Annotated in this window: 14 protein-coding genes and 1 tRNA gene; all 15 read left to right on the top strand. The window is 62.3% G+C overall.

Annotation, left to right across the window (positions count from 1 at the left end; genetic code table 11):
* Nucleotides 1-3: 3 nt before the first annotated feature.
* The 15 genes from der (at nt 4) to MHZ91_RS16390 (ending at nt 18,706) form a co-directional block, all read left to right on the top strand.
* On the top strand, nt 4-1,356 hold the full coding sequence (gene der / locus MHZ91_RS16460) for a ribosome biogenesis GTPase Der (protein ID WP_105238156.1): 1,353 nt from the start codon (nt 4-6) through the stop codon (nt 1,354-1,356).
* A gap of 3 nt (nt 1,357-1,359) precedes the next feature.
* On the top strand, nt 1,360-2,433 hold the full coding sequence (gene hisC / locus MHZ91_RS16455) for a histidinol-phosphate transaminase (protein ID WP_239214611.1): 1,074 nt from the start codon (nt 1,360-1,362) through the stop codon (nt 2,431-2,433).
* 156 nt (nt 2,434-2,589) lie between these two features.
* Nucleotides 2,590-2,826, top strand: a complete 237-nt coding sequence (gene hfq / locus MHZ91_RS16450) for an RNA chaperone Hfq (protein WP_006218585.1) — start codon at nt 2,590-2,592, stop codon at nt 2,824-2,826.
* An 84-nt stretch (nt 2,827-2,910) separates the two neighbouring features.
* The gene (hflX, locus tag MHZ91_RS16445) at nt 2,911-4,017 is read left to right on the top strand and encodes a GTPase HflX (protein ID WP_175125030.1); all 1,107 of its coding nucleotides are present in this window, start codon (nt 2,911-2,913) and stop codon (nt 4,015-4,017) included.
* Complete coding sequence (gene hflK / locus MHZ91_RS16440; protein ID WP_175125029.1) at nt 3,983-5,281, top strand: FtsH protease activity modulator HflK; 1,299 nt, start codon at nt 3,983-3,985, stop codon at nt 5,279-5,281. Before hflX ends, hflK begins: the two co-directional genes overlap by 35 nt.
* 18 nt (nt 5,282-5,299) lie before the next feature.
* The gene (gene hflC / locus MHZ91_RS16435; RefSeq protein ID WP_175125028.1) at nt 5,300-6,202 is read left to right on the top strand and encodes a protease modulator HflC; all 903 of its coding nucleotides are present in this window, start codon (nt 5,300-5,302) and stop codon (nt 6,200-6,202) included.
* Nucleotides 6,203-6,469: 267 nt separating this feature from the next.
* Nucleotides 6,470-7,627 (top strand): ATP phosphoribosyltransferase regulatory subunit, encoded by a 1,158-nt coding sequence (locus MHZ91_RS16430; RefSeq protein ID WP_175139278.1) that lies wholly within the window; start codon nt 6,470-6,472, stop codon nt 7,625-7,627.
* Between the two features lie 76 nt (nt 7,628-7,703).
* Complete coding sequence (locus MHZ91_RS16425) at nt 7,704-8,999, top strand: adenylosuccinate synthase (RefSeq protein ID WP_175125027.1); 1,296 nt, start codon at nt 7,704-7,706, stop codon at nt 8,997-8,999.
* An 81-nt stretch (nt 9,000-9,080) separates the two neighbouring features.
* Nucleotides 9,081-9,623 (top strand): phosphoribosyltransferase, encoded by a 543-nt coding sequence (locus tag MHZ91_RS16420; protein WP_056315724.1) that lies wholly within the window; start codon nt 9,081-9,083, stop codon nt 9,621-9,623.
* Between the two features lie 256 nt (nt 9,624-9,879).
* On the top strand, nt 9,880-10,092 hold the full coding sequence (rpsU, locus tag MHZ91_RS16415; protein WP_006218592.1) for a 30S ribosomal protein S21: 213 nt from the start codon (nt 9,880-9,882) through the stop codon (nt 10,090-10,092).
* 19 nt (nt 10,093-10,111) lie between these two features.
* A complete protein-coding gene (gene dnaG / locus MHZ91_RS16410) occupies nt 10,112-12,193 on the top strand; it encodes a DNA primase (RefSeq protein WP_239214609.1) in 2,082 nt (693 codons plus the stop codon).
* A 695-nt stretch (nt 12,194-12,888) separates the two neighbouring features.
* Nucleotides 12,889-15,156: an RNA polymerase sigma factor RpoD gene (rpoD, locus tag MHZ91_RS16405; RefSeq protein ID WP_175139236.1), complete on the top strand. Its 2,268-nt coding sequence runs from the start codon at nt 12,889-12,891 to the stop codon at nt 15,154-15,156.
* Nucleotides 15,157-15,163: 7 nt separating this feature from the next.
* Nucleotides 15,164-15,242: transfer RNA gene (locus MHZ91_RS16400), tRNA-Ile, on the top strand.
* Nucleotides 15,243-15,507: 265 nt separating this feature from the next.
* Nucleotides 15,508-18,078: an autotransporter outer membrane beta-barrel domain-containing protein gene (locus tag MHZ91_RS16395; RefSeq protein ID WP_239214606.1), complete on the top strand. Its 2,571-nt coding sequence runs from the start codon at nt 15,508-15,510 to the stop codon at nt 18,076-18,078.
* A 361-nt stretch (nt 18,079-18,439) separates the two neighbouring features.
* On the top strand, nt 18,440-18,706 hold the full coding sequence (locus MHZ91_RS16390; protein ID WP_056315734.1) for a hypothetical protein: 267 nt from the start codon (nt 18,440-18,442) through the stop codon (nt 18,704-18,706).
* Nucleotides 18,707-18,720: the final 14 nt, after the last annotated feature.

Raw genomic sequence — 18,720 nt, 5'->3', positions numbered from 1 at the left:
ACCGTGTCTTTCAAGCCTGTCGTTGCCCTGGTCGGCCGCCCCAATGTGGGGAAATCGACCCTTTTCAACCGCCTGACGCGATCGCGCGCCGCGCTGGTGGCCGACTATTCCGGCCTGACCCGCGATCGCCATTACGGCGAGGGCAGGGTGGGCGATATTCCGTTCATCGCCATCGATACCGGCGGCTTCGAGCCCGTGGCCAAGGACGGCATCCTGCTCGAAATGGCCCGCCAGACCCGGCAGGCCATCGCCGAGGCGGACGTCGTCGTGTTCCTGGTGGATGCGCGCGCGGGCATCAACGCGCACGACCACGAAATTGCGCAACTGCTGCGCAAATCCGGCCAGCAGCGCGTGCTGCTGGCGGTGAACAAGGCCGAAGGCATGGGCCTGGGGCCCGCCATCGCCGAATTCCATGAACTCGGCCTGGGCCAGCCCTATCCGATTTCGGCGGCGCATGGCGATGGCATCGTCGACCTGATCGAGCTCGCGCTCAAGGATCTGGCCGAACCGCCTGCCGAAGAAGAACCGGCCGAAGAAGGCGAACACGATCATCGCATCAAGCTGGCGATCGTGGGCCGTCCCAACGTGGGCAAGTCCACGCTCATCAACACGTTCATGGGCGAAGAACGCGTCATCGCGTTCGACATGCCGGGCACCACGCGCGACGCGATCGAAATCGATTTCGATCGCGACGGCCGCCGCTACACGCTTATCGACACCGCCGGTCTGCGCAAGCGCGGCAAGGTGTTCGAGGCCGTCGAAAAGTTTTCCGTCATCAAGACCTTGCAGGCCATCGAGGCCAGCAACGTCGTGCTGCTGATGCTCGACGCGCAAACCGAAATCTCCGAGCAGGACGCGCACATCGCCGGGTTCGTGCTGGAAACCGGGCGTGCCGTGGTCGTGGCCGTCAACAAGTGGGATGGCCTGGACGGCGAAGAAAAGGAACGCATCGAGCGCGAGTTCAACCGCAAGCTGCGCTTCCTGTCGTTCGCGCGCGTCCACACGATCTCGGCGCTGCGCGGGCAGGGCATCAAGCCCTTGCTCAAGTCCATCAATGCCGCACACGCCGCCGCGTTTGCCAAGCTGTCCACGCCCAAGCTCACGCGCGAGCTGCAAGCCGCAGTCGAACAGCAGCAGCCGCCGCGCAAGGGCATCTTCCGTCCCAAGTTGCGCTACGCGCACCAGGGCGGACAGAACCCGCCGCTGGTCGTCATCCACGGCAATGCGCTGGACGCGATTCCCGACTCGTACCGCCGTTACCTCGAAACGCGTTTCCGCAATGCGTTCGACCTGGCCGGTACGCCGCTGCGCATTGAATTCAAGTCTTCGCACAACCCCTACACGCAGGAAAGCTGATCCATGAGCCGTTTCTGGAGTCCCGTTGTCGGGACGCTCAGTCCGTATGTGCCGGGCGAGCAGCCCAAGCTTCAGAATCTGGTCAAGCTGAACACCAACGAGCATCCTTACGGGCCCTCGCCCAAGGTGCTCGATGCGATCCGCGCGGCCTGCGACGATACGCTCAAGCTCTATCCGGATCCCTCCTCGGACCGCCTGCGCGAGGCCATCGCAACGGCCGTCGGCGCGCAGCCGCAGCAGGTGTTCGTGGGCAACGGATCCGACGAGGTGCTGGCGCACGCATTTCTTGCGCTGCTCAAGCATGATCGCCCGCTGCGGTTCCCGGACATCACCTACAGCTTCTACCCGGTGTATTGCGGCCTGTACGGCATCGAGTTCGAAACGATGCCGCTCACCGCGGACTTCCGCATCGACGTCGAAGACTACCTGCCGGCGCGCCATGGTCATGCCGGCGCCATCATCTTCCCGAACCCCAATGCCCCCACCGGCCGCGCACTCAGCGCCGCCGAAGTCGAACGCATCGTCGCCGGCAACCCTGACACGGTCGTCGTCGTGGACGAGGCGTATGTGGATTTCGGCGCCGAATCGGTGATCCCGCTGGTCTCGCGCTACGACAACCTGCTGGTGGTGCAGACGCTTTCCAAGTCGCGCTCGCTGGCCGGTTTGCGCGTGGGCTTTGCCGTGGGCAGCGCCGCGCTCATCGACGGCCTGGAGCGGGTAAAGAACAGTTTCAACTCCTACCCCATCGATCGGCTGGCATCCGCCGGCGCAGTGGCGGCGCTGGAGGATACGGAGTATTTTGAGCAGACCCGCAACGCCGTGATCGAAACCCGGTCGCGCATGACCGCAGGGCTGGAGTCGCTGGGCTTCGAGGTGCTCCCGTCGGCGGCGAACTTCGTGTTTGCACGCCACCCGGGAAAAGACGCCGCGACGCTCGCCGCCGCCCTGCGTGAACGCAGCATCATCGTGCGTCATTTCCGTCATGCTCGGATCGACCAATTCCTGCGCATCACGGTGGGTACGGAAGGCCAATGCGACATGCTTCTGCAAGCGCTCGACAAGATCCTGCAGGCGTGATTTCAAGGGCTTTTCAGCTGGAAAACTCTGGTCTCATTTTTGCTTCCCGGCCAAGTAGCACGGGCCGGGAAAACCCTGTAGAGTACGTGTTTCGGCGTGCTCCACCAGTACAAAAAGCGCGTCATCACTCAATAACAATCAAATGGAGCCTGGCCAATGAGCAATAAAGGGCAAACTCTGCAAGATCCGTTCCTCAACACGCTGCGCAAGGATCATGTGCCCGTGTCGATCTACCTCGTGAACGGCATCAAGCTTCAAGGGCAAATCGAATCCTTCGACCAATACGTCGTGCTGCTGCGCAATACGGTCACCCAAATGGTCTACAAGCACGCCATCTCGACCGTCGTCCCCGCGCGTGCCGTCAATTTTCAAGTGGAAGTCCCTGCTGAGTAATCTCGCTCCAGCTTTACCTTTTATTGCCCGCCAGACGGTTCCCGTCGGCGGGCATTTTCGCTTTGGCTCGAATATGGTGCATGTATGCGCGCTCTGATCATCAGTGTGGATCTCGGTGATCCGGACTTCACGGCGCACGCCGAGGAATTCGCCATGCTGGCCAAGGGCGCGGGCGCCGAAATCGTCGGCACCCTGACGGCCCGCCGCGATCGTCCCGACGCCAAGTTCTTCATCGGCTCCGGCAAGGCCGACGAGGGCGTCGCGATGGCGCAGGCGCTGCTCGCCGATATCGTCCTTTTCGATCAGCCTTTGTCGCCCGCCCAACAACGCAACCTTGAACGCGCCTTCAACTTGCGCGTGGTGGATCGCGTCGCCCTCATCCTGGATATCTTCGCGCTGCGCGCAAAGAGCCACGAAGGCAAGCTGCAGGTCGAACTGGCGCAGCTCCAGCATCTGGCCACGCGCCTCACGCGCATGTGGAGCCACCTGGAGCGGCAGCGTGGCGGCATCGGGATGCGCGGCCCCGGCGAATCCCAGCTCGAAATGGACCGCCGCATGATCGGCGCCAAGGTCAAGACGCTGCGCGAACGGCTCGACAAAGTCGAGCGCCAGCGCATCACCCAACGGCGCGCCCGCGCGCGGGGTGGGGCGCTGTCGGTGTCCCTGGTCGGCTATACCAACGCCGGCAAGTCGACGCTGTTCAACGCGCTGACCCGGGCCGACGCCTACGCCGCCGACCAGCTCTTTGCCACGCTGGACACGACGACGCGCCGCATCTGGATCGAAGGCGCCGGATCGGTGGTGGTGTCAGACACCGTGGGCTTCATCCGCGACCTGCCTCACAACCTTATTGCTGCCTTCCGGGCCACCCTCGAAGAAACCGTGCACGCCGACCTGCTGCTGCATGTGGTGGACTCGGCCAGCCCGCAGCGGGATGAGCAGATTTTCGAAGTGAACAAGGTCCTCGCCGAAATAGGCGCTGCCGCGATTCCAACCATTCTGGTATACAACAAGATCGACCGGGCGGGATTGGAACCGCGGGTGGAGCGCGATGCACATGGTACGATTGCGCGAGTATTTGTAAGCGCCACCGAGCGCGCCGGTTTGGATGCGTTGCGCGGGGCAATTGCGGAGACCGGACAGATTGTGGGAAACAATGCCGCGAATTATCAAACTCTTCAATCTGAATGACCCCGGTTGGGGTCGTGGAAACAACAATGGCTCCGAGCCGCCGCCCAAGCGGCCCCAAGGCAACGGAGACGGCCCTCCTGACCTGGACGAGGTCTGGCGCGATTTCAACAATCGCATCGGGAACCTGTTCGGGCGCAAGGGCGGTGGCGGCAATAACCGCCCCGGCAACCGTGGCGGCATGACGCCGCCATCCCCGCGCGGCACACGCATCGGCCTGGGCGTCATTGCTCTGGTCGCGGCGGGCATCTGGCTGGCCAGCGGCTTTTACATCGTGCAAGAAGGCCAGGTCGCGGTCGTGACCCAATTCGGCAAATACAAGAGCACGTCGCAAGCCGGTTTCCAGTGGCGTCTGCCGTACCCCATTCAAAGCCATGAAATCGTCAACGTGTCGCAACTGCGCACGTTCGAAGTCGGATTCCGTGGCGGCGCGCGCAACAAGGTCCTGCCCGAAGCGCTGATGCTCACGACGGACGAGAACATCGTCGATATGCAGTTCGTCGTCCAGTACCGCCTGAAGGCAGACGGCGCGCCCGACTATCTCTTCAAGACGCGCGACCCGGACGAGTCCGTGCGCCAGGCATCCGAAACCGCCATGCGCGAAGTCGTGGGCAAGCAGTCGATGGACTTCGTGCTGTACGAAGGCCGTACGACGGTGGCTTCCCAAGTCCAGGCGCTGATGCAGCAGATCCTTGATCGCTACCAGACGGGCGTGCAGATCAGCACCGTCGCCATCCAGAACGTGCAACCGCCCGAGCAGGTGCAGGCCGCGTTCGACGACGCCGTCAAGGCCGGTCAGGATCGCGAGCGCCAGATCAACGAAGGCCAGGCCTACGCCAATCAGGTCGTGCCGCTGGCCAGCGGTCAGGCATCGCGCATGACGGAACAGGCTGAAGGTTACAAGGCCAAGGTCGTCGGCGATGCGCAAGGTAATACGTCGCGCTTCACCAGCATCCTGGGCGAATACGAAAAGTCGCCTCAAGTCATGCGCCAGCGCATGTACCTGGAAAGCATGCAGGACATCTTCACCCGCGCCAGCAAGGTCATGGTCGACACCAAGAGCAACAACAACATGTTGTATTTGCCCCTGGACAAGATCATGCATCTGGCCGCTCAGGACGCAGGCAAGTCGAACATCGGCAGCTCTGGCTCGCCCGTGTCCAATGCGCCTGTCCAGCAGCCTCCGCGCGGTACGGCCGCGCCGGTGCCGCAGCCTTCCGGCAGCAGCAATAGCAACACGCTGCCCCGCGACCGTATGTCGCGCTAATCCGGAGGAGTCCTGAACATGAATCGTCTTATGCCCATCCTGGTCGGCCTGCTCATCGTGCTGGCCCTCCTTTCCTCCAGCGTTTTCGTGGTGCGCGAGCGCGACTATGCCTTGGTGTTCTCGCTGGGCGAGGTCCGCCGCGTCATCAGCGAACCTGGCCTTTACTTCAAGGTTCCGCCGCCTTTCCAGAATGTCGTCACGCTCGACAAGCGCATTCTGACCATCGAAACCAACGAAGCCGAGCGCATCCAGACTTCCGAAAAGAAGAACCTGCTGATCGACTCCTACGTCAAGTGGCGCATTGCGGATCCCCGCGTGTTCTACGTGACGTTCGGCGGTAACGAGCGCGCGGCCCAAGAGCGTCTGCAGGCTCAGATCCGCGACGCCCTGAACGCGTCGGTCAACGTGCGTACCGTGCGGGACGTGGTCTCGACCGAACGCGACAAGATCATGACGGAGATCCTGGAAAACGTCGCCAAGCGTGCCGAGCCCCTGGGCGTGCAGATCGTCGACGTGCGCCTGCGCCGCATCGAGTTCGCACCGGAAATCTCCGAGTCGGTCTACCGCCGCATGGAAGCCGAGCGTACCCGCGTCGCCAACGAGCTGCGTTCCATCGGCGCCGCCGAAGGCGAGAAGATTCGCGCGGAAGCAGATCGCCAGCGCGAGGTCATCGTGGCCCAGGCGTACGCCAAGGCCCAGGGCATCATGGGTGAGGGGGACGCCGCAGCGGCGGCCATCTACGCCCAAGCCTATGGCAAGAACCCGGACTTCTACACGTACTACAAGAGCCTGGAAGCCTATCGCGCATCGTTCTCCAAGCCGGGCGATGTGCTGGTCGTGGACCCCAGCTCCAGCTTCTTCCAGTTCATGAAGGATCCGGCGGGCGCTGCCTTGGCGCCGGTCACCGTGCCGGCCAAGTGATCTTGCCCAGCTAGCACGAACGAAAAGCCCCTCGGGTCCCCGAGGGGCTTTTCTGCTTCAGGCGGGACGATTTCCGCCCGGTATCCAGGGCGCGGCCGGGCAGTCCGGCCACGCCCGACCCACGGCTGGCGCTCGCGGCTGAACCATGTACAATACCGCGTAAGCTAGAAAACATTCCGCAGCGGCTGAGCGGGCTTACGCCCCTCAGCCGCTTTTCGTTTGGGCGACGCCCACGCATCACTTGGCGTTATTCAGGTAAACACATTCATGGGTAACTGGCTGCTGCCCGAAAGCCTTGCCGACGTACTTCCGGCAGAGGCTCGGCGCATCGAGGAACTGCGCCGCGAACTTCTCGATCTTTACCGTACTTACGGGTTCGAGCTGGTCGCGCCGCCCCTGGTCGAGTACATCGATTCATTGCTGTCGGGCACCGGCAGCGATCTGGATCTGCGCACCTGCAAGCTGGTCGACCAGCTTTCGGGCCGCACGCTGGGCGTGCGCGCGGACATGACTCCCCAGGTTACGCGCATCGACGCGCACTTGCTGAACCGCGCGGGCGTCACCCGCCTGTGTTACTGCGGCAACGTGCTGCATGCGCGCCCCTCGGACTTGCTGTCCAGCCGCGAACTGCTGCAGATCGGCGCTGAAATCTACGGCCATGCCGGATTCGAAGCCGACCTCGAAATCATCCAGCTCGTGCTGGAAACGGTTGCCATCGCTGGCGTGCGCAATCCGCGACTGGACCTGTGTCATTCCGGCGTGCTGCGCGCCATCCTGAAATCGGACCCGGCAGCGGCCGAACTGGCGCAGGACGCCATCCGGCTGATGCGCGACAAGGATGTGCCCGGATTGGGTGAGCTCGTGGCACGCGCGCCCGGCATCCGTCCGGAAACGTTGAAGGCGCTGCAGTTGCTGCCCACGTTGTACGGTGGTCCCGAAGTGCTCAAGGTTGCCCGTCGCGACCTGCCGGCACTGCCGGGTGTCGCCGAGGCGCTCGACGCGCTTCAGGCGGTGGTGGATGCGATGCCGAACGTGTCGTTCAGTGTGGATCTGGCCGACGTGGGCGGTTACGCTTACCACACGGGCGTCAAGTTCGCCCTGTACGCCGAAGGCTGGCACGACGCGTTGGTCAGTGGTGGCCGCTACGACGACGTCAGCCGCGCGTTCGGCCGCGCGCGTCCGGCCACGGGCTTCAGTCTTGATTTACGCAAGCTGGCGGCGGGTCTGCCGCCGGCGGAAAGGGCGCGAGCGGTTCGTGCGCCCTGGGGGCAAGCCCCCGCTCTGACCGAGGCGGTTCGCCGCTTGCGCCGGTCAGGGGAAATCGTCGTTCAGGTATTGCCCGGTCACGAGCAGGATCAGGACGAATTCGTTTGCGATCGCGAGCTGGCGCTGCAGGATGGCGTCTGGACGGTCAAAACGCTGTGACTAACTCCCTCTCGGAAACGAGGGGGCCGCGGGGAGATTTCCGGATTTCCCGAGAAACTCGAAATTGATTCGTATCATGAGCAAGAACGTAGTCGTAATCGGCACCCAATGGGGTGACGAGGGCAAGGGCAAGATCGTCGACTGGCTGGCGGAATCCGTCCAGGGCGTGGTCCGCTTCCAGGGCGGTCACAATGCCGGCCATACGCTGTGGATCAATGGCAAGAAGACGATTCTTCGCCTGATCCCGTCGGGCATCATGCACCCCGGCGTCACCTGCTTCATCGGCAATGGCGTCGTGCTGTCCCCGGAAGCCCTGCTCAAGGAAATCGAAGAGCTGGAGGCCGCCGGCCTGGATGTGCGTTCGCGCCTGCAGATCTCCGAAATCTGCCCGCTGATCCTGCCGTACCACGTCGCCATCGACAAGGCGCGTGAAGCACGCAAGGGCGAGGGCAAGATCGGCACCACCGGTCGCGGCATCGGCCCGGCCTACGAAGACAAGGTCGCCCGCCGTGCCCTGCGCGTGCAAGATCTCTTCAATCCTTCGCTGTTCGACGAAAAGCTCGCCGAAGTGCTGGATTACCACAACTTCGTGCTGACCAAGTACCTGGGCGCGGAAGCCGTTTCGGCCAACGAAGTCCGCGATCAAGCCATGGCGCTCGCGCCGGCCATCGCCCCGATGGTCAAGGATGTCTCCAGCAACCTGTACGCCATGCAGCAGGAAGGCAAGCGCCTCCTGTTCGAAGGTGCGCAAGGCGCGTTGCTGGACGTCGATCACGGCACGTACCCCTTCGTCACCAGCAGCAACTGCGTGGCAGGTGCGGCCTCGGCCGGCGCCGGCGTGGGTCCCCAGCAACTGGATTACGTTCTGGGCATCACCAAGGCGTACACCACGCGCGTCGGCTCCGGCCCGTTCCCCACGGAACTGGTCGACGAGATCGGCACCCGCCTGGCCACCATCGGCAAGGAATTCGGTTCGGTCACGGGCCGTCCGCGCCGCTGCGGCTGGTTCGACGGCGCGGCGTTGAAGCGTTCGGTCCGCCTGAACGGCATTTCCGGTCTGTGCATCACCAAGCTGGACGTGCTGGACGGCCTGGAAACCATCCAGTTGGGCGTCGGTTATCGCGTCAATGGTGAATTCCGCGACGTGCTGCCCTACGGCGCGCACGCCGTGGCGCAGGCGCAACCGGTGCTCGAAGAGCTGCCCGGCTGGAGCGAGTCCACCGTCGGCATCACCGAATACGCCAAGCTGCCCGCCGCGGCGCGCCGCTACCTCGAGCGCGTGGCGGAAGTCTGCGGAGTGCCGATCGACCTGGTGTCCACCGGTCCGGACCGCAACGAGACCATTGTTTTGCGTCATCCCCTGAAGGGCTGACATCGGGTTATTATTCCCAAGGCCGCCGCCGGTCATACCGGCGGCGGCCTTTTCGTATTTTTGTGCAGGAGATGCTTGCCTATGAGCACGCCGACCAGTGACGATAGCCATCTGTGGGTAACGTGGGACGATTACAACCGCTTGATCGAGCGCCTTACTTTGCAGGTGCATCAGTCGGGCTGGAAGTTTGACAAGATTCTTTGCCTGGCGCGCGGCGGTATGCGTGTAGGCGACGTCATGTCGCGCATTTTTGACGTGCCGCTGGGCATTCTTGCCACCAGCAGCTATCGCGAGGCAGCCGGCACCAAGCAAGGCGACATGGATATCGCCCAGTTCATCACCATCACCCGCGGCACGCTTTCCGGCCGGGTGTTGCTGGTGGACGACATGGTGGATACCGGCAAGACGTTCAACAAGGTGTTCGATCACCTGAAGAGCCAGTTCGCCGACATCACCGAATTGCGCAGCGCCGTGCTGTGGTGGAAGGGGCATTCCCTGGCAACGCCCGACTATTACGTCGAGAAGCTTCCCACGAATCCCTGGATTCACCAGCCGTTTGAAGATTACGACAGCTTGCGTCCCCATCAGCTGGAAGCCTGGATCCGCAAGGGTTCCCAGAGCTGATTGCTGGCGGGGCAGGGACGGGGTGCTGGCCGCGGTCGAGCGCTGGCAGTAGGCAAACCGTCCTTACCCATGCTAGAATCGCTGGTTATCGCTAAACCGAACTTGGCTTGTTACTCTCTGGGTAGTCTTTGGGTAACGGAAACAGCCAGCTCAAACCCGGGCGAAGCGTGCCCGGGTTGCGCTTTCAAGGCGTTGCTGGAAAAGCAAGCCAGGTTTGTCATCAACTTTGTTACCCTACAAGCAGGCCAATTACTTTATGCCTATCGTTCGACTGAAGGAAAACGAACCGTTTGAAGCCGCTCTGCGCCGCTTCAAGCGCACCATCGAAAAGACCGGTTTGCTCACCGAACTGCGCTCGCGCGAGTTCTATGAGAAGCCCACCGCCGAGCGCAAGCGCAAGCATGCCGCCGCCGTGAAGCGCCACTACAAGCGCATCCGTAGCCAACAACTGCCCCCGCGCCTGTATTGATTTCTGATTCCCGAATCTATTGATTCCAGAATCATTCATCCAGGATTTGCTCGCCCGAGTCGACGTCGTCGACGTTGTCGGGCGATATGTGCAGTTGCGAAAGGGTGGGGCCAACTTGCTTGGCCTGTGCCCCTTTCATAACGAAAAAAGCCCCTCGTTCACTGTCAGCCCCACCAAGCAGTTCTATCACTGCTTCGGATGTGGTGCACACGGCAGCGCCATCACCTTCTTGATGGAACATACGGGCGCCAGTTTCCCCGACGCCGTGCGCACGCTCGCGGCGTCGGCGGGAATGACGGTCCCCGAAGAAAACCGCAGTCCCCGCCAGCAGCAGGAATCGGCGCGCCGCAAGGCCGAAGAGTCCCGCCATACGCAGGTGCTCGATGCGGCCCAAGCCCATTACCTGAAACAGTTGCGTGCTTCACCCGCGGCCGTCCGCTATTTGAAGCAGCGCGGTCTGACCGGCGAAATTGCTGCGCATTTCGGATTGGGTTGGTCCGGTACGGACCGCCACGGCTTGTCCCAGGTCTTTCCCAACTACGAGGACCCCACGCTCGTGGAGTCCGGACTTGTCATCGAGTCCGAAGACGGGCGCCGCTACGACCGCTTCCGCGAGCGGGTGATGTTCCCGATCCGCAACGCGCGCGGCAGTCTTATCGGATTTGGCGGCCGGATCATCGGCAAAGGCGAGCCCAAGTACCTGAACTCACCCGAGACGCCCCTGTTTTCAAAAGGGCAGGAGCTCTACGGCCTGTGGGAGGCGCGCCAAGCCATCCGGCAGGAAGGTCAGGTCATCGTCGTCGAAGGCTACATGGACGTGGTCGGGCTGGCGCAGCAGGGCATCGCCAATGCCGTCGCTACGCTGGGCACCGCCACCACCCCGGATCACGTCAAGAAGCTGCTGCGGTCCAGCGACAAGGTCATCTTCAGCTTCGACGGCGACAAGGCCGGACGGCGTGCAGCCTGGCGCGCGCTGCAGGCCTGTCTGCCGGTGCTCAGGGACGATATCGCGATCCGCTTTCTGTTCCTTCCGGCCGAGCATGATCCCGATTCGTACGTGCGCGAGTTGGGGGCCGAAGCGTTCCGCGCGTGTCTGGGCGATGCCGTGGCGCTGTCCCGGTTCCTCCTGGACGAGCTTGCATCGCATCACAACATGAACGAAGCCGAGGGCCGCGCCAGTTGCCTTCACGAGGCCAAGCCGCTGTTGTCAGCGATTCCTGAATGTGCGCTGCGCGTGCAGATCGAACGGGAAATGGCCAAGCTGGTTCAGCTGACGCCCGAGGAAATGGCGCAGGTCTTGGCGCAGCAACCCGCCAAACCGTTCGCACCCGGCCCGCGGCCAGCGCCCGGCGCGGGTGAAGCCGGAATGCCTTCGGGTAGCGAGCCCGGTCATGACGGCGGTCCTCCCGACATGGGCTACGACTTCGGCAACCACGACTTCAGCGACATTCCGGCAGACGAGTCGGACTTCACCGATTACGGCCAGTACGCCTCGCACGGCGACGAGCCGAGCGGCGGCGCGGGCGGCTGGCAACAAGGCGGCAAGCAGGAATGGAAGGGCAAAAGCGACTGGAAAGGTAAGGGCGACTGGAAGGGCAAGGGCGATTGGAAAGGTGGCAAGGGCAACTGGAAAGGCCGGCGCGACAACGACGTTGGCGGCTTCGAGGGGCGCCGCACCATGCCGTCCCTGGCCAAGCGGCTGTTGAGTCTGCTGCTCGCCCATCCCGAACTGGTGGACTCCATGGGCGACCAGCAGCTTGAAGTCATCGACCATGGCCCCCATCTAGGATTGGTACGGGACCTGATCATGCTGGCGCAAACCAGCGGCGCGCGCCATGTCGGTGCGTTACTGGAGGCCGCTGAGCCGGACTCGGACCTGGCCACTGTCTTGAAAGGGTTGCGGGCGGACATCCTCGCTCAGGAAGACCTGCCTGATCCCCAGACCGAATGGGACGACGCCTTGCGGCGAATCGAATTCGATTCGGCGAAAACGGAAATGGCCAAGCTGGCCGCTTCAGGACTTGCTTCGGAAGAGGCGCGCAAACGCTATCTGGAGCTGTCTAGCCGTATGACGGTCTTGAAAGGTGCTGGGTTGCGCTAAATACGCTAAAATCAAAGGTTTTCCGCTCATGCGGGGTGCCCAAGTGCGCTGGTCAAGGCCTACCGCCATTGCCAGTTGCGGCCCGACTGTTGCATGATCGACAAAATTGAAGGTCGGTATGGAAGTTGATTGTTCGCCATACCGATACAGCAGTAGCAGGAACGTGAAATGTAGTTTGGCATCGGAATCTATTCCGGATGCCGGAATCCAATACTTATTGTGCCAATTGGACGAGAGCGGCAAGCCGCTCGGGCACCCGGTAGTTGAACGCTTCAAAAAATCCGGATGCGTGTGTCTGAATTGTTACATGGTTAATTAATATAGCTGAGCGGTGGATCAATAGCAGTTCAGCGGCGGTCATTCCGCGTGGCGTTAGTGGTTCGGGTGCTGTGTATACCTAGCTGCTTGGGGCAATGGCCCGATAAGCAAGCAAAGCCTATTTATAGGCAGGCAGCCCCCCCAACGTCCGGAATCCGCCGGTGAATGAGGTCATGCACGTCTTGCGCCAGAACGGTAAAGCACCCGGTACGGCGCCAGAAGGGCTCGAAAGAGCCGGTGCTGCGAACAACGCAGCCGCGTGAACTCCGCCGATCCACCAGATTTACCCGTATTCCAAGCCGCCCCGGGTCCGTATCCGGCGCGGCGTTATGCGGTGCAACATGCCCAAACGGGTTGCGACGACCACGGAAGCGACTATGACCAAATCCACCGGCAAATCCTCCTCTGCAATTGATGCGGCCGAAACCCAGGCTGTGGCGCCCAAGCGCGCCGTCAGCATGGCCGCGGAAAAAGCGCCCGCCAAGACGGCGGTGAAGGTCGCCAAGCCCGCTGTCAAGACGGCCGCCAAAAAGGCAGCCAAGACGGCCGTTGCCGCGGACAAGCCTGAAAAGGTGACGAAGGCCCGCGCCAAGAAGGCCGAAGACAAGCTTGCCGACCTGGTCGGCAGCGCACGCCCCGCACCGAGCGGTCGCCGTCCGGGCCGCCCCGCCAAGAACGCCAACAACGACTCCGATGGTTTCGACGATCCGATGGACGGCGAAGGCGAAGTCCTGCCCGACCTGAAGCCGCCGAAGCGCGGCGGCAAACGTGGCAAGGCCGATCCCAAGGATCTGATCGCCCGCGGTCCCGTCACGCCGGAAGAATACGAAGCGCGCCGCAATCGCCTGAAGCAGCTGATCAAGCTGGGCAAGGACCGCGGCTACCTGACGTACGGCGAAATCAACGACCATCTGCCCGACGATCTGGTCGACGCGGAAGCCATCGACGGCATCATCAGCACCTTCAGCGACATGGGTATCGCGGTCTATGACCAGGCGCCCGATGCCGAAACCCTGCTGATGAGCGAAAACGCGCCGGTGGCGTCCAACGACGACGACGTCGAAGACGAAGCCGAAGCCGCGCTCACGACCGTGGACTCCGATTTCGGCCGCACCACCGACCCGGTCCGCATGTACATGCGCGAAATGGGCTCGGTCGAGCTGCTGACCCGCGAAGGCGAAATCGAAATCGCCAAGCGCATCGAAGACGGCCTGAAGCACATGGTCATGGCCATCTCGGCCTGCCCGACCACCATCAACGAAATTCTGGCCCACATCACCCGCGTGCGTGAAGGTCAGGCGCAGATCGACGAAGTCGTCGACGGCCTGGTCGATCCGGAAGACGGCGAAGAATACGCCGGCGCCGGTGTCACCGCGGACGAAGACGAAAGCGACGACGGCCCCGCCGGCGGCATGTCCAGCAAGCAGCTGGAAGACCTGCGCGTCAAGGCTCTGGCCAAGTTCGACGAGGTCAACAAGCAGTTCGACAAGATGCGCCTGTCGTACGAGAAGGACGGCTACAAGTCGGACATCTACGTGCGCGCCCAGGAATCCATCCAGAACGAACTGATGGGCATCCGCTTCACCGCCAAGATGGTGGAAAAGCTGGCCGACACGCTGCGCAACCAGGTTGAAGAAGTCCGTCAGCTCGAGCGCGCTGTCCTGCATACGTGTGTGGACCGGGCCGGCATGCCGCGCCTGCACTTCATCAAGGTGTTCCCCGGCAACGAAACGAACCTGCAGTGGGTCGTCGACGAAGTGGCCGCTGGCCATCCGTACGCCGAAACACTGGAGCGCCAGATTCCCGCCGTGCAGGAACTGCAGCAAAAGCTGATCGACCTGCAAACGCGCGTCGTGCTGCCGTTGAAGGACCTGAAGGACGTCAACAAGCGCATGGCCACCGGCGAAGCCAAGGCTCGCAAGGCCAAGCGCGAAATGACCGAAGCCAACCTGCGTCTGGTGATCTCGATCGCCAAGAAGTACACGAACCGTGGTCTGCAGTTCCTGGATCTGATCCAGGAAGGCAACATTGGCCTGATGAAGGCCGTGGACAAGTTCGAATACCGTCGCGGCTACAAGTTCTCGACCTACGCAACGTGGTGGATCCGTCAGGCCATCACGCGCTCCATCGCCGACCAGGCACGCACCATCCGTATTCCGGTTCACATGATCGAAACGATCAACAAGATGAACCGCATCAGCCGTCAGATTCTGCAGGAAACCGGCGCTGAGCCGGATCCCGCGACGCTGGCGCAGAAGATGGACATGCCCGAGGACAAAATCCGCAAGATCCTGAAGATCGCCAAGGAACCGATCTCCATGGAAACGCCCATCGGTGACGACGACGATTCGCACCTGGGTGATTTCATCGAAGACACGTCCACGCTGGCGCCTTCGGATGCAGCGCTGCATGGTTCGATGCGCGACGTGGTCAAGGAAGTGCTAGACTCTCTGACCCCGCGAGAAGCCAAGGTCCTGCGCATGCGTTTCGGTATCGAAATGAGCACCGACCAGACCCTGGAAGAAGTGGGCAAGCAGTTCGACGTCACGCGCGAGCGCATCCGCCAAATAGAGGCTAAAGCGCTGCGCAAACTGCGTCATCCCAGCCGGGCCGACAAGCTGAAGAGCTTCCTGGAAGGGCAGTAAATTTCCTGGGCCTCTAGCTCATGCCTGGTTAGAGCAGCGGACTCATAATCCGTTGGTGCCGAGTTCGACTCTCGGGGGGCCTACCAAAGAAATCCTGAGCAATCAGGTACCGCAGCCGCCAGCAATGGCGGCTGTTTTGTTTTTGGCGTCCAGGCGTACGAGAAGGCTCAATGACCGCGCATCGTTGACCGTTCCGTATTGGTAACCCCGCGTAACACTCCATCGTCCAAAAGGACTATTCCTCAATAATCCTCGAAACCGCCCACGGCTGTGGGCGATGAGGGGAGGGCCCATCCGCCCCGTCCGATGTTTGGCATGTGCTGATACCGAAGCCCGATCGGAGGAAGTTTCATGAAAAACAACGCTGTGCACGCCGGTGTGCTTTCTCGCTCGTCGCTGCTCCCTCTCCTGGCATTTCCTTGGCTATCGGCCGCTCAGATCACCATCGAGAGCGGGCAGACGGTATCCGTCCCGGGCACACAGGCCTCCCCCTGGACCATAAATACTTCTCTCCTTGTCGGTAACGCGGGAACCGGCACGCTGAATGTGTTGAGTGGCGGCCTGGTGAGCAGCCCCGACGCTTACCTGGGGGGTATTTCCGGCGGCGCCGGGTTGGTCTCGGTGACCGGACCGAACGCGCGATGGGAGGTGTCCTTCAACGGTTTAAGCATGCTGAATGTAGGGTGGAGTGCGGCAGGGACGCTGACGGTTGCCGGTGGCGGCGTGGTCCAGAGTCAGCGCGCCACCCTCGGGGAATTCGACGATGGCGTAGGCGTTGTGACCGTCACTGGCGCGGGCTCGCAATGGATAAACAATCAGTTGCTCTTCATCGGGATGTCGGGTGTGGGGAGTTTGAACATCGCGGACGGCGGCTATGTTTCGACGGGTTCAGGCTCCATTGGCGTCTTTGGCGGCAAAGGAGCGGTGACGGTTAGCGGGGCCAATTCTCAGTGGCTTTCCGGCTCGCCCATTCAGATTGGCTCGTTCGGAAGTGGCAGCCTGACGATCTCCGAAGGCGGGAAGGTGATCGCTCCCGGCGCGTTGATAGGCTCGACAGCTTCCGGGATCGGCAAGCTTGTCATCGGCAGCGATGCGGGCACTGCGCCGGTCGCGCCTGGCACGCTGGAAACCACGCGCGTTTCATTTGGCCCGGGCGACAGCCGGGTGATTTTCAATCACACGTTTTCCAGTTATGAGTTCGATGCGACGATCAACAATGGCGCCAACAATGCCGCGGGGTCCAATACTGGATTGGTTGGCGGCGGGCGGCTGGAAGCGATGGCGGGGCGCACGATCCTGAATGCGGAACACGGGGGCTTTACGGGTGTCGCGCGAATAGGCAGCGCGGGCATTCTTCAGGTCAATCGCGATCTGTCGGGCGCGTCGATGCAGATTCTTACGGGCGGTACGTTGGAAGGGCGCGGACGGGTGGGCAGTGTCGTCAACGCAGGCACCGTATCGCCCGGGGCATCGTTGGGCACGCTGACCATCAGCGGAAACTACACGGGTAGCAGCGGTTCGTTGCTGCAACTGGAGACGGTGCTTGGCAATGATGCGTCGCCCGCTGACAAACTGGTTGTGACAGGCAATGTTGCAGGCAATACCGCTGTCAAAGTCACCAACCTGCGTGGCAGCGGGGCGCAGACGGTAAACGGCATTCGAGTTATTGAGGTCGGCGGCGCGTCGCCCGCAAATGCCTTCATACTTCAGGGCGATTACCGGGCCGAAAACGGTCAGCAAGCCGTGATCGCCGGCGCGTATGCGTACACGCTTGAACACGGCGGCAGCGAGACGCCCGCGGACGGTCACTGGTACCTCGTATCCGAGTTCAGGGAGCCCGGGACGGCTCCCGAACCGGAACCAGGGCCCGGACCCATTCCGGAACCCGAACCCGGGCCTGGCGCACCGGTGGAGGAAATTCCCGGCATGCCCGAAGAGGGGCCGCGCTATCAGCCTGGCATACCACTTTTCGAGCAGTATCCCCAGGTGCTCGCTTCCCTCAATACGGTGCCGACGTTGCAGCAACGCATCGGAAACCGGTTCTGGCGAACTGACGGTCAACTGCCCGCAGGCGGGGAAAAATACGGGGGGTGGGCTCGCATCCAAGGGTCCACCAGTTCAATGAACCCGGCACAGTCGGCGACGAAGTCGAGCCGGGATATCGATCTGTGGAAGCTGCAAACCGGCATTGACGTCGTGGCGAACCGCCGGCCGGATGGGTCGATGCTGGTGGCCGGCGTGAATCTTTCTCATGGCAACGCGTCCGCCGATATTGCGTCTCCGTATGGCCGTGGCAAGATCGACACGACCGGCACGGGCGTGGGCGCCAGCCTGACGTGGTACGGCGCCAGCGGGTTCTACGTGGATGGACAATTGCAGGCCATGTGGTTCGACAGCGATATCTCGTCACGCACGATCGGGCGTGATGAGGTGAAGGGCAACAACGGAAACGGCGTCGCCATCTCGGTGGAGACGGGCTATCGCTATGACATCGGCAAGGGGTTCTCGCTGACTCCGCAGGCGCAGTTGATTCGGTCTCGCGTGGACTTCGACAGTTTCACGGACCCGTTCGGCGCGAAGGTGCGACTTGACGATGGCGACAGTCTGACCGGACGTTTGGGCGTGTCGCTCGACTATGACCCTGAGTCTTCTGCTACGAAGGACGCGGCGGGGCGAACGCATGTGTACGCCATCGCGAATCTCTATAACGAGTTCATGAATGGCACAAACGTCAACGTGGCTGGCGTGTCTTTTAGAAGCCGGGATGAGCGTCTGTGGGCCGAGCTTGGCGTCGGTGGAACCTATCTGTGGAACAAGGGGCGCTACGGCGTGTATGGCAACCTGAGCGTAGCCGGCGCCACCAACAACATGAGCGACAACCATTCAGTGGGCGGCATGATCGGGTTTCGCGTGCAATGGTAGGGACCGTCCAAGGCTCGTACGCGAAAGGGCAATAGCTCCCGCGAATAGTAAAGCCCCGCCAGCAGACCCCCCAAATGGAAGAGCGCCCCAGCTCAAGATGAGTCTGAGGCGCTCCTGCCCGGCTTCGCACGCGATGGGTGTCAGACAGCCCGGCAACTCAAATCTACTGCTGGCAATCCGGCCCGGCAATAGGGGAAACCCTTGCGATAAACGGGGTTGAATCATCTTCTTCGCCAGGTTTCTTGACTGTCGCGCGCGTCAAGGTGCGGGGGCGAATTTGTCCGTCTCGGCATCCACGAATTGTTCGCCGGCCGCCGGCTGGCGACACTGGCCTCCACGTTCATTGCACGGGAGAGCAGACATGTGGGGGCATCGAAAACGCCAGTTGGGCCAAGGTATGACCGAGTACATTGTCGTGGTGGCGCTGGTCGCCGTCGCGGCAATCGCGGTCTATCAGTATTTCGGACAAGTGGTGCGTTCGCAGACGGCGGCGATGGCCCGCGAGCTGGCTGGCGAAGATGGCAGCACGCAGTCCAAAGCCGCGCAGCAGGCGGCCCAGAAGGCTGCCGCGCAGACCAAGGCGCGGTCGCTCAAGTCATTTACCGGCAATGCCGAGATCGCGAATTGAGGGCGCATCCCATC

The sequence above is a fragment of the Achromobacter sp. ACRQX genome (genome assembly GCF_022346505.1).
GTDB classification, from domain to species: Bacteria; Pseudomonadota; Gammaproteobacteria; order Burkholderiales; family Burkholderiaceae_B; genus Achromobacter; species Achromobacter animicus.
Note: the sequence above shows the minus strand (reverse complement) of the source record. Positions and strands in the feature narration are given on the sequence as shown.

What these genes read in the sequence shown, in the direction of transcription:
- hisC (WP_239214611.1), top strand. Translation starts at nt 1,360, where the DNA reads ATGAGCCGTTTCTGGAGTCCCGTTGTCGGGACGCTCAGTCCGTATGTG.
- hfq (WP_006218585.1), top strand. Translation starts at nt 2,590, where the DNA reads ATGAGCAATAAAGGGCAAACTCTGCAAGATCCGTTCCTCAACACGCTG.
- hflX (WP_175125030.1), top strand. Translation starts at nt 2,911, where the DNA reads ATGCGCGCTCTGATCATCAGTGTGGATCTCGGTGATCCGGACTTCACG.
- hflK (WP_175125029.1), top strand. Translation starts at nt 3,983, where the DNA reads ATGCCGCGAATTATCAAACTCTTCAATCTGAATGACCCCGGTTGGGGT.
- hflC (WP_175125028.1), top strand. Translation starts at nt 5,300, where the DNA reads ATGAATCGTCTTATGCCCATCCTGGTCGGCCTGCTCATCGTGCTGGCC.
- MHZ91_RS16430 (WP_175139278.1), top strand. Translation starts at nt 6,470, where the DNA reads ATGGGTAACTGGCTGCTGCCCGAAAGCCTTGCCGACGTACTTCCGGCA.
- MHZ91_RS16425 (WP_175125027.1), top strand. Translation starts at nt 7,704, where the DNA reads ATGAGCAAGAACGTAGTCGTAATCGGCACCCAATGGGGTGACGAGGGC.
- MHZ91_RS16420 (WP_056315724.1), top strand. Translation starts at nt 9,081, where the DNA reads ATGAGCACGCCGACCAGTGACGATAGCCATCTGTGGGTAACGTGGGAC.
- rpsU (WP_006218592.1), top strand. Translation starts at nt 9,880, where the DNA reads ATGCCTATCGTTCGACTGAAGGAAAACGAACCGTTTGAAGCCGCTCTG.
- rpoD (WP_175139236.1), top strand. Translation starts at nt 12,889, where the DNA reads ATGACCAAATCCACCGGCAAATCCTCCTCTGCAATTGATGCGGCCGAA.
- MHZ91_RS16395 (WP_239214606.1), top strand. Translation starts at nt 15,508, where the DNA reads ATGAAAAACAACGCTGTGCACGCCGGTGTGCTTTCTCGCTCGTCGCTG.
- MHZ91_RS16390 (WP_056315734.1), top strand. Translation starts at nt 18,440, where the DNA reads ATGTGGGGGCATCGAAAACGCCAGTTGGGCCAAGGTATGACCGAGTAC.